Annotated in this window: 8 protein-coding genes; 3 read left to right on the top strand and 5 right to left on the bottom strand. The window is 44.0% G+C overall.

Going from position 1 to position 12,013, the window contains the following annotated elements:
- The first annotated feature begins 79 nt into the window (after positions 1 to 79).
- Positions 80 to 4,063 (top strand): hybrid sensor histidine kinase/response regulator transcription factor, encoded by a 3,984-nt coding sequence (locus BQ7394_RS23900; RefSeq protein ID WP_075559682.1) that lies wholly within the window; start codon positions 80 to 82, stop codon positions 4,061 to 4,063.
- Positions 4,064 to 4,108: 45 nt separating this feature from the next.
- Here the strand turns inward: BQ7394_RS23900 and ychF are convergent, their stop codons facing one another.
- Complete coding sequence (gene ychF / locus BQ7394_RS23905) at positions 4,109 to 5,212, bottom strand: redox-regulated ATPase YchF (protein ID WP_075559683.1); 1,104 nt, start codon at positions 5,210 to 5,212, stop codon at positions 4,109 to 4,111.
- A 141-nt stretch (positions 5,213 to 5,353) separates the two neighbouring features.
- On the opposite strand from ychF, the gene BQ7394_RS23910 reads away from it, so the two are divergent.
- A complete protein-coding gene (locus BQ7394_RS23910; protein ID WP_075560220.1) occupies positions 5,354 to 5,935 on the top strand; it encodes a GNAT family N-acetyltransferase in 582 nt (193 codons plus the stop codon).
- 380 nt (positions 5,936 to 6,315) lie between these two features.
- Here the strand turns inward: BQ7394_RS23910 and polA are convergent, their stop codons facing one another.
- Entirely contained in the window at positions 6,316 to 9,093 is a 2,778-nt protein-coding gene (polA, locus tag BQ7394_RS23915) for a DNA polymerase I (protein WP_075559684.1), read from the bottom strand.
- 98 nt (positions 9,094 to 9,191) lie between these two features.
- On the opposite strand from polA, the gene BQ7394_RS23920 reads away from it, so the two are divergent.
- Entirely contained in the window at positions 9,192 to 10,166 is a 975-nt protein-coding gene (locus tag BQ7394_RS23920; RefSeq protein WP_075559685.1) for a polyprenyl synthetase family protein, read from the top strand.
- A 135-nt stretch (positions 10,167 to 10,301) separates the two neighbouring features.
- Here the strand turns inward: BQ7394_RS23920 and deoC are convergent, their stop codons facing one another.
- From deoC to dtd, 3 genes are read right to left on the bottom strand one after another with little or no spacing between them, the layout of a single operon-like run.
- Positions 10,302 to 11,222, bottom strand: coding sequence for a deoxyribose-phosphate aldolase (gene deoC / locus BQ7394_RS23925; protein WP_075559686.1), 921 nt, complete (start codon positions 11,220 to 11,222; stop codon positions 10,302 to 10,304).
- A gap of 2 nt (positions 11,223 to 11,224) precedes the next feature.
- The gene (locus BQ7394_RS23930) at positions 11,225 to 11,557 is read right to left on the bottom strand and encodes a nucleotide pyrophosphohydrolase (protein WP_082212153.1); all 333 of its coding nucleotides are present in this window, start codon (positions 11,555 to 11,557) and stop codon (positions 11,225 to 11,227) included.
- 1 nt (position 11,558) lies between these two features.
- Positions 11,559 to 12,011: a D-aminoacyl-tRNA deacylase gene (gene dtd / locus BQ7394_RS23935; protein WP_075559687.1), complete on the bottom strand. Its 453-nt coding sequence runs from the start codon at positions 12,009 to 12,011 to the stop codon at positions 11,559 to 11,561.
- Positions 12,012 to 12,013 lie beyond the last annotated feature (2 nt).

Genomic DNA, 12,013 nt, shown 5'->3' on the forward strand with positions numbered 1-12,013 from the left:
CATATTTGTATGTTATACGTGTTTATCTTATTGCTTACTAGCTGGAAATAAGCTATTTTTGCATGTAAATATCGTTTGTATGAGCTTTAAGAACCTCTATCAATTATTGTGCCTTTTACTAGTATTTCCTGCGTCGGCTAAAGAGCTTTACTTTCAACATGTCGATTTGAATGATGGATTTACGCAGCCATCGGCGATTTCTATTTATGAAGACGCAAGAGGATATATCTGGTTTGGTAATGATAACTTCAATGTGTATGATGGAAGAATTGTCCGTTCTTTCCGTCTCTCTACCTATATGGATGGTGTGGAGGATAATAATATCCATGCTATTTGTGGAGATGGGGAGGCGTTTGTTTATATGTTGGCCAATAACCGGGTGATTGCTTATAATATGAGGACGGAAGAGTTTCAACGGACGGATATTTCGGCGAATACATTGACTTACGAGAATCAGTATTTGTATTATTCGTCTAAAAATATACTCTATCGTTACCGGCTTGATGCAGAACCTAAAGAACTGTATGCTTTTCAGGACTCGACTATCACTATAAGATCTCTGCTTTTATCTGATGCCGGTTGGTTATTGGGGACTAATAAGGGATTGTATGAATATACAGGAGGAACCGTTCGCTCCTTGTTGGAAAACGAATCCATTTCTTCCTTGTTTAAAGATGCACAGAACCGGTTATGGGTAGGTACGGGATCGAATGGCGTGAGAGTATATAATGACGGCACATGGATTGCTTTGCAGGAGAATAGTCCGGTTTGTCCGCTTGTCAATAATCAGGTTCGTTGTATTAACCAGGATATTAAAGGTAATATATGGATCGGAAGCTTTGGTGGGATAACGGTGGTGAAGCCTTCTCTGCAGGACTATTACCATTTATCTCATAAAGAACAAGTTTCCTGGTCTTTACAGCATTCATCCGTTTATGCCATCCACCGGGATAGCCAGGGTGGAATGTGGGTCGGAACTTATTACGGAGGACTCAGTTATTTCAATCCGGACACGGAAAATTATACTTTTTACGGCATTTCACCGAGTGATCCCAATAGTCTGAACGGTTTCCTGTTTGGTAAAATGACGGAGGATACCAAAGGGAATTTATATATCGCAACCGAGCATGGAGGACTAAACTCGATGGATCTTAAGACTCAAAAGATAAAACGTTTTGATTCCGGTCCTTCGCGTATTCCGTGCCGTACAACCAAGTCGGTCTGGTATGACGCAGACCGGGACAGATTATATGTCGGTACTTTTCTGCGTGGATTGCTTTGCTCCACTTCTTCCGGACCTTTTGAACAGATAGGTGCGGATGTATTAGTTGAAGATCATCAACAGATAATTACAGATCTTATACCCTGGAAGGGGAATCTGATCGTTGTTTCCCAGGGGGGAATATATTTATTGGATCTCGAAACACAAAAACTTTCATGGCTGTTTACCGATCCTGACCTGTTGAGTCAGACAGGAGTTATTATCCGTGCTGCTTATCTGGATATGGAGGACAGGCTTTGGCTTGCTCCGGCCAACAGGGAAATACTTTGTGTCAATATGGATACCCGGAAAGTAGAAGATATACTTTCTGTAAAAGGGATGATAGGGAAAAAGCCGGTACAAAGTATTACCGGTGACAATAGAGGAAATCTTTATTTTGTTGTTGTCGGTATGGGAGTATTGCGATATGAACCGTTGAATGATTTCTGGGCTTGCTATAACCAGGAGCAGGGACAGCTACTGACAAACGAACCTTTCAAAGTGTGTGTCACACCAATGGGACGTCTATTGATTACATCGATACGTGGGATCACCTTGCTGGATATGAAGAAAGGGAAAAGTACACATACGTTGCTGGGAACGTCTTCGCCGCTTCACAGGCTGAATTCTAATTGCGGCGTATATATATCACCGAAAGACAGTACGATCTTTATCGGGGGAGTAGAAGGTATTATAGCTACAAAAGAATCAGGCTTGGCTGCTACAACTGTGCCTTATACGATTTCTTTCAATAGCTTATATGTGGATAATACGCTTATGACTCCTTCTTCTGCTTCCACTCCTTTAAAGGAAGGAATAGCATATACATCCGAACTGACTTTACCTTATGACCGCAACAATCTGACAATCGGCTTTACTTCCACCAATTACCGGTATGCCGACAAGAACCTGTTTGAATATAAACTGGAAGGATTGGATAAACAATGGACGCGAACCCGGCATCCATTGATAATTTATACTTCTTTGTCCCCAGGGAAATATCGTTTATTGGTACGTGAAGTGGGAGAGGGCAAGCAGATCGCTATGGATATCCGGATACGTCCTCCTTTTTATGCCTCAGTCTATGCTTTCGGTATCTATGTTTTGCTGACTGTCTTGTTTCTGGTCTGGCTTATCCGCTTTAACCGGAGTCGTGCCGTATTGAAAGCTTCGTTGGAAATGGAACATAGGGAGAAGCTACGTATCGAGAAGCTGAACCAGATGAAGTTAAAGTTCTATATCAATATATCGCACGAGCTTCGTACTCCGCTGACCTTGATGGTCAGCCAGATCGATTTGATCCTGCAGAATTACGATTTAGGGGGAACGTTCCGTAACAAACTATTGAAGGTCCGGCAGTATACCGGACAGATGCAGCAGCTGATAACCGAGGTACTGGATTTCCGTCGTCTGGAACAGGGTAAGATGCCTTTCCATGCAAGCAAACAAAACCTGGTTGCCTTCATACAGCAGATATTCGATTCATTCCGGGATTATGCCGCCGTGAACCATATCCAGTACAAATTGGATACAGCAGAGGAAAATATCCCAGTCTGGTTCGATCCGGCTCAGATCCGGAAAGTATTTAATAATTTACTTTCAAATGCCTTTAAGTTTACTCCGAAGGAGGGAAGCATCACGATTACTATTATACAGAAAAAAGATATTGCGGAGATACGTATCTCCGACACTGGCTCTGGTATTCCCCAGAGCCAACAAGATCATATATTCGATCGTTTTTATCAGGCAGATAATGCTTCCGGTGTATCCCTTTCCGGTAGTGGAATAGGTCTGGCACTGACTAGAGAAATTATATTGCAACACAAAGGAACGATCGGAGTGCGGAGTGTATTAGGTAAGGGGACTACATTTATAGTGACTCTCAAACTGGGTGAACAACATTTAACCGAAGAACAAAAAACAACAGAAGCCGCTGCGGTTGATATTTTACCTGTAGAAACATTGCGGCCGGAGGAAGAGATCGTTTTCTCCGATTCTCTGGATAATTCTTCTCCGGAGATAAAAGAGAATGCACTTTCTGTTCTGATTGTAGAGGATAATGAAGATTTACTGCAAGTTCTGGAGGAAGCTTTCTCTATCAAATATAAGGTTTATAAAGCCAGTGAAGGAGAGGAAGGTATCCGTATTGCCGAAGAAATGCAACCCGACTTGATCATCAGTGATGTGATGATGCCTGGCATGTCGGGTACGGCTATGTGCCAGCGGTTGAAGAAGAAATTTGAAACGTCGCATATCCCGATCCTCCTGCTAACGGCCCGTACGGATCTGGAAAGTGCCCTCGAGGGTATGAAGTGCGGAGCGAGCGATTATATAATGAAGCCCTTTAATCTGGAACTTCTTCTTTTGAAATGCAATAATGTGATCGCTACTTTGAGACGGCAACAGACTCGTTTCTGTACCGAAGCGGAATCGGCACCAACCGATCTGGCTACCAACCGCCTCGATCAGCAATTACTTGAAGACTCTGTCCGGATCATCGAAGAGAATATGGAAAATAAAGATTTCAATATCGACATGTGGTGTCGTCAGATTGCTATCGGCCGTACACGTCTTGGTGGAAAGATAAAGGCTGTGACAGGACTTACCTTGAATGATTTTATTCTCCAGATAAAACTTAGAAAGTGTGCTTCCCTTTTGGAAAACAGCGAGCTGACTATCTCGGAAATAACCTGGAAAGCCGGCTTTTCGAGTCCCGGTTATATGGGTAAATGCTTTAAGGAATACTTCGGAGTTACTCCGATGCAATACCGTAATGGTAAAAATAAAAGCCGCTCCGAATAAAACGGAACGGCTTTTAGTATCTTATTTATACCTTATTTTTTGTGATTATACATTGAAACGGAAGTGCATGATATCACCATCCTGTACCACATATTCTTTTCCTTCTACGCTCATCTTTCCGGCCTCTTTCACGGCTGCTTCGGAACCATAATGAATGAAATCATCATATTTGATCACTTCTGCACGAATGAATCCTTTTTCAAAATCCGTGTGGATCACACCGGCACATTGAGGAGCCTTCCAGCCTTTTTCGAATGTCCAAGCACGTACTTCCTGTACGCCGGCAGTGAGGTAAGTTTGCAGGTTCAATAAGCTGTAAGCCGATTTGATCAAACGCGCTACACCTGACTCTTCCAGCCCGATTTCCTGTAGGAACATCTGGCGTTCTTCGTAAGTCTCGAACTCGGCAATTTCGCTTTCAATCTTGGCAGCTACTACCAGGATTTCTGCGTTTTCGTCTTTTACTGCTTCGCGTACTGCTTCTACGTATTTGTTACCGTTTACGGCGCTGGCTTCGTCTACGTTGCAGACATACATCACCGGTTTACTCGTCAGCAGAAAGAGTTCGTGAGCTATCTTTTGTTCGTCTTTTGTTTCGAACGTAACTGTACGGGCACTCTTACCTTGTTCCAGGGCTTCTTTGTATTTTACCAATACTTCGTAAGCCTGTTTGGCTTGTTTGTCGCCGCCTGTCTGGGCTTGTTTCTGTACTTTGGCAATACGGCTGTCGATCGTTTCCAGGTCTTTGATCTGGAGTTCCGCATCGATGATTTCCTTATCGCGTACAGGGTCTACCTTACCGTCTACGTGTACGATATTTTCATCGTCGAAACAACGTAACACATGTAGGATAGCATCTGTTTCACGGATATTCGCAAGGAATTTATTTCCCAATCCTTCTCCCTTACTGGCTCCTTTTACCAGGCCGGCGATATCGACGATCTCTACCGTAGTAGGAACGATCTGTTTCGGGTTGATCAGCTCTGCCAGCTTGTTCAGACGTTCGTCGGGAACGGTGATAACACCTACGTTCGGTTCGATCGTACAGAACGGGAAGTTTGCAGACTGTGCTTTTGCATTCGATAAGCAGTTGAAAAGAGTAGATTTCCCTACGTTCGGAAGACCTACGATGCCACATTGTAATGCCATATTGTTATAGTATTTTTTTTATTGTCAATTATATTCCTTTCACCTCGTTTTGGTGTGCAAAGGTAATCAATTTTTTGCATGAATGATTATCTTTGCCTATCGAATGATATATAGAAGGTTATGCAAGAAAAGCAGGAAGAGATGAATGAGCTTATAGAAACGGAACGCCTTATTTTACGCCAGTTTGTCGAAGAAGATGCAGAAGCTTTATTTCTTATCCTGAGTGATAAGGAAGTGAATACTTTCTTACCTATGTTTCCTCTTACAGATATAGAGGAAGCAAAAGTGTATCTTCAAAAGAAGTACCTGGATAGCTATGTCCGGAAAGAAGGATTTCAGTATGCTGTTTGTTTGAAAGAAGACAATGTCCCGATCGGATATGTCCATGTAAGCGGTGATGATAGCCATGATTTGGGGTATGGGCTCAGAAAAGAATTCTGGCATAAAGGGTTTATTTCAGAGGCTTGCCGGGCGGTGGTGGATATGCTGAAACAGACAGATATCCGGTATATTACCGCTACGCACGATGTAAACAATCCTCGAAGTGGGAAGGTTATGCAGAGTATAGGCATGAAGTATCAATATTCTTATGAAGAGCAATGGCAACCTAAAGATTTCCTGGTTACATTCAGAATGTACCAATTGAACTTTGACGGGAATGACGAGCGGGTTTACAGGAAGTACTGGGAGCAGTATCCCGTTCATTTTGTAGAAGACATTTAAGCGCTATATACTATAAGTATAATTTACAAAATAACTATCATACTATCATTTTCTGATTTAATGCCTTGAATGATAACTATTTGTATTATGATAGTTGCCAGAAATAACTATCATTCCATCTATCATAACTATCATTCATTGTGTGTAGACTTATGACTTTTTTGACTAAGTATATGACTTAAGATCAGAAAGATAATGATATAAGTTTACCGAGACCCGGGTCTCGTCCCCTTTTACACCCGGGTGTGAGCATCGTTGGGATGGGGGTGTAAAAGGGGGCGAAATGGGGGTGTTATATACTATTTGTAGCTATATCGCTCAAATTAAGTCACCTGTTTTAGAGAAATATCTAGGATGATACGAGATCTAAAACGATATAGTTAATGTGCCTCCAACCAGTTGTTCCCTTCGCCGCAATCGGCAATCAGAGGAACCTGTAACTTGATCGCACCTTCCATTTCTTCCAGGACGATCTGTTTTACCTTCTCCAATTCATCATTGCAGACATTGAAGTTTAATTCGTCATGCACCTGAAGGGTCATTTTGCTTTTTAATCCTTCTGCTTCGAAACGGTTGAAGATACGTACCATCGCTACCTTGATGATGTCGGCGGCACTGCCCTGGATAGGAGCATTGATCGCGTTTCGTTCGGCATAGCCACGGACGATGGCGTTGTGCGAATTGATATCCGGCAGATAGCGTTTGCGTTTGAAGATCGTTTCCACATACCCTTTTTCCTTGGCAATGCGGATACTTTCGTCCATATAATCACGGATACCCGGATAGCTTTTGAAATACCCTTCTATAAGCTCTTTTGATTCCGCCCTGGGAATGTTCAGCCGTTCGGCAAGGCCGAATATCGAGATGCCGTAGATAATCCCAAAATTGGCTGTTTTGGCCTTACGACGCATGTCGCTGGTTACTTCTTCTACCGGAATGCCGTATATTTTAGCAGCAGTGGCAGCGTGAATGTCTGCTCCGCTACGGAAGGCTTCGATCATATGCTCGTCATTACTCAGATGGGCCATGATACGCAGTTCGATCTGCGAATAGTCGGCCGAGAAGAAGGTACAATCTTTACTATCCGGAATGAATGCTTTGCGGATTTCGCGTCCTAACTCGTCCCGGATAGGGATATTTTGCAGGTTCGGATTGGTCGAACTCAGACGACCGGTGGCAGTGACTGTCTGGTTGTATGAGGTATGGACTTTCCCTGTTACCGGACTGATTAGTTCGGGCAAGGCGTCGATGTAAGTACTCAGTAACTTTTTCAGTCCGCGATATTCCAATAGCTTGCCTACGACCGGATGTTTCGAACGGAGTTTTTCCAATATGTCTTCGCTGGTGCTGTAACTACCTGTTTTTGTCTTTTTAGCTTTCTCTTCGATCTTTAGACGTTCGAAAAGGATTTCACCGACCTGCTTGCTGGAATTGATGTTAAACTTCACACCGGCCAGTTCATAGATTTCTTTTTCCAATTTTTTCAGGGCATCGGTCAGTTCTTCCGACGACTGTTTCAAAGCGACTGTGTCGAGCTTAACGCCTGTCTGCTCCATTTCTGCCAGTACATATATTAATGGCATTTCAATGTCGAAGAAGAGCGATTCGATTCCGGTCTTCTCGAGTTCTGGCGCAAAGAAGTTTTTTAGCTTCAGGGTAACGTCGGCATCTTCGGCGGCATACTCGGCAATTTGTGCCAAAGGTACGTCGCGCATGCACAACTGATTTTTTCCTTTTGACCCGATAAGCTCCGTGATGGGGATCGGTTTATATTTGAGATAGGTTTCCGCCAGATAGTCCATTCCGTGTCGTAACTCCGGGTTGAGAAGGTAATGGGCGATCATAGTGTCGAACAGCGGACCGGCTACCCGCACTCCATACTTGCGGAGGACCATGATATCGAATTTAATATTCTGACCTATCTTTTGCGATTTGCGATTTTGCAGGGCAGGGGAGAAGTGGGCTATTACTTTGGCCGCCTCTTCCTTGTCGGCCGGAACCGGAACGTACCAGGCTTCATTTTCCTTTACAGCGAACGACATTCCGACCAGTCCGGCTGTCAGTGGATCGATGCCGTCAGTTTCCGTGTCAAAAGCAAAAAAATTCTGATCCATCAAAAATTGACCTAATTTGGCTCTTTCTTCTTCAGAATCAACGACTTTGTAGTTGTGAGGTGTCGATTTTAAGTTCGCGAGAGTCGAATATTTGGGAACACTCGGCTCCTCGGGCGCAAATATGTCAAACAGAGAGCCTTGAACAGGGCCCTTTGCAACTTTCGGTGCGGCAGGCTTTTTCTCCTCTGATGTTAGCTTGTTAATAAATGTTCTGAATTCTAATTCTGTGTAAATCTCAGTCAACCGGGCTTCGTTCGGTTTTTCGCGGATGCATTTCGCCGCATCGAACTGGATGGGCACATCCGTCTTGATCGTTGCCAGGAATTTGGAGAAACGAATTTGCTCTACATTTTCTGTTACCCTTTTATGAAGTGCTCCTTTCAGTTTGTCGGTATTCTCCAGCAAGTTTTCGATCGAGCCATATTCTTCGAGTAATTTTTGGGCTGTCTTTTCTCCCACACCCGGACAACCCGGAATGTTATCGGAACTGTCACCCATCAAACCCAGCAGGTCGATAACCTGGTCGACCGAGGTCAGCGAGTATTTGTCGAGTACTTCTTTTACGCCCATCACTTCGTAGTCGCCTCCGAATTTGGGACGGTACATAAATATATGGTCGGATACCAGCTGTCCGTAGTCTTTGTCGGGTGTCATCATAAAGACTTCGAATCCCTCTTTTTCTGCCTGCTTCGAGATCGTACCTATCACATCGTCTGCTTCGAAACGGGGGACTTCCAGTATCGGGATATTGTATCCTTCAATAATATCCTTAATAATAGGTACGGACTGCCGGATCACTTCGGGGGTTTCTTCCCGCTGTGCCTTGTACAGTTCGTATGCTTCATGACGGAAGGTAGGCCCTTTGGGGTCGAAAGCTACGGCGATATGTGTCGGATTCTCACGTTTTAAAACGTCTTCCAGACTGTTTATAAACCCGAAAATGGCCGATGTATTCATGCCTTTTGAGTTAATACGCGGATTTTTAAGAAAAGCGTAGTACGATCGATAGATCAGTGCGTACGCATCTATGAGGAATAACTTCATCTCTTTTAACACGTTTTAGGGTGACAATAGACGGTAAATGTACGAAAAAACTCGCTTACTCAATACTTTTTGTTAATTTTGCGAATCTTTGAAAGATTATGAATGACAGAAAGAAAATAGAAGAACCGGTTGCGGAAGAGTTTAAACGCTTTAACGATGAATTTGCGGATTCACTTCGTAGTGAGACGCGCAGATTACAGGCGGCTATCGATCAGATATTGAATGCCAGCGGTAAACATGTTCGTCCGTTATTGGTATTGCTTACAGCTAAAGCTTGTGGAAAAGTGACCGATCATACGATTAATTCGGCTGTTTTCCTAGAGTTGCTGCATACGGCTACGCTGATACACGACGATGTGATCGATGAAACGAAAGAACGTCGGGGAGTCCCTTCCCTGAATGCCATTTTCGACAACCGTATTTCTGTATTGGTGGGCGATTATATTCTTTCCACCGCATTGATCCGTTCTATTCAGACAGGCAATCTGCAAATCATAAATATCGTATCGAACCTTGGACGTGACTTGTCGGAGGGGGAGATCAAACAGCTCGAAACAGCCGAGGAAACGATCCTGGATGAAGCTTGTTATATGCAGGTTATAAAGAAAAAGACGGCGACGCTGCTTTCTTCCTGTACGGAGATCGGTGCTATTTCAGCAGATGCTTCTCCCGAAATGGTAAAGATGTGTCGTAAGTTCGGGGAGTATCTGGGGTATTGTTTCCAGATCAAAGACGATATTTTCGACTATTATAAAGAAATGAATATCGGAAAACCTACCGGTAATGATATTCGCGAAGGAAAGGTTACTTTGCCTTTGTTGCATGCCCTGGAGCAGGGTAGGAGAGAAGATGTGGAATCTCTTCTGAAAGTGATCCACGATAAGGATTTTTCTGCTGAGAATATCGATGCTTTGATTGAGTTTGCCAAAGCCAATGGTGGTATCGAATATGCAGAATTGCGGATGAAAGAGTATCGTGATAAGGCAGTGGAGGTTCTTATGCAGTTTCCGGAATCGGATGCCCGGAACGGTCTTCTTTTACTGGCCGATTATATTATGGAGAGACAAAAATAGATTATATATTAGAAAGGGGACGCAGATTGCGCAGAAAACGCAGACGGACGCAGATTTTGAATAATTTCTATCTGCGTCCGTCTGCGTTTTCTGCGTCGTCTGCGTCCCCTTTTTTAGGTTATAACACCTTGACCGTTATTTTCCCAATCGGTGTTCAATATCTTCTACCAGGCTGCTGGCACCGATACGGAACAAATTCTTGTTCAGCCAGTCATTCCCCAGTACTTCTTTAACGATCGTGTAGTACTTAACGGCATCTTCTGCTGTGCGAACACCACCGGATACTTTAATGCCGATCTGTTTACCTGTGATGGAATGGTACTTTTTGAGCACTTTACACATCGTATAAACGGCTTCCGGGGTTGCACCGGGATAACCCTTGCCTGTCGATGTCTTAATGAAATCAGTACCCGAATACAGGGCAAGGATGGCAGCCTTTTGGATATTCTCCGGAGTTAGCAGGGCACCGGTTTCCAGAATGACTTTCAGCTTACCTTCGCGACAACTGTCTTTGATCTCCTGTATCTCTTCTGTCAACTCATTGTAGTTTTCTTCCAGGAAGTATCCGAGATTCATAACCACGTCTATTTCGTCGGCTCCCGACATAATAGCCATGGCTGTTTCTGCTATTTTCACTTCCGTGAATGTCTGCGAAGAAGGGAATCCTCCGGCTACCGAAGCTATCTTTACTTCCTGGGCGGCCAGTGCTTGCTTGACCGTTTCCACAAAGAGGGGATAGGTGCAGATCGCTGCGACATTCGGTACGTCGGGACGAGTGCCCTCGAAATCATTTACGCGGTCTACCAGCTTCCATATACTTTCCTTTGTATCGATGCTGGTCAGCGAGGTCAGGTCGATGAATCCGTGGATTTGCTTCAGAACGTCGGGAGTGAAGTTCTCCTTTTCATGCTTGTCAAGGATCGAAGCAACGTGTTTCCCTACTATCTCTTCTGTTCCGGCGGGATCGAATTTAGCGAACGCTTCATGGTATTTGTCCATGTGTTCGTGGTCATGATCGTGGTTATGTCCGCAACTGCAATTGTGTTCGTGTGCCATCGTTATAATTTTTTATTGTTTATATGTCGTTTTTTATCCCGGTCGGTTTTCTTCTGCAGATTCTTTTCAAATGCTGCTGTCAGGTCTACGCCGGTTTGGTTGGCAAGGCAGAGTAGTACCCATAATACATCCGCCATTTCATCGCCCAAATCGCGATGTTTATCACTTTCCTTAAAGGATTGTTCGCCGTAGGTACGAGCCATGATGCGGGCCAGTTCGCCTACTTCTTCGGTCAGGATCGTCATATTCGTAAGCTCGTTGAAGTAACGTACACCGTATGTTTTGATCCAGTGGTCTACCTTTTCCTGGGCTTCCTGAAGGGTAATATCTGCCATCTTATTCTTTGTTTTGCGAGTCGATCAGGATAGTGACCGGCCCATCGTTTAACAACTCTATTTTCATATCCGCACCGAATGTACCTGTGGCTACATCCTTGCCTAACTGAAGTCCCATCTCCGCACAGAAAGCTTCGTACATCGGTATGGCGATATCCGGTTTAGACGCATGGATGTAGGAGGGGCGGTTTCCTTTCTTTGTAGACGCATGAAGGGTGAACTGGCTAACGACCATTACCTCGCCCTCTGATTCGACCACAGAGCGATTCATAACCCCGTTTTCATCGTCGAAAATGCGTAGGTTTGCAATCTTCTTGCATAACCATTCGATATCCTCCTGTGTGTCGCGATCTTCGATACCTACCAATACGAGCAATCCGTTTCCTATTTTAGACTTTACCAGTCCGTCAATCGTGACGGAGCAATGTCGTACACGTTGTATAACTGTTCTCATTT

This window comes from Parabacteroides timonensis, assembly GCF_900128505.1.
GTDB classification, from domain to species: domain Bacteria; phylum Bacteroidota; class Bacteroidia; order Bacteroidales; family Tannerellaceae; genus Parabacteroides; species Parabacteroides timonensis.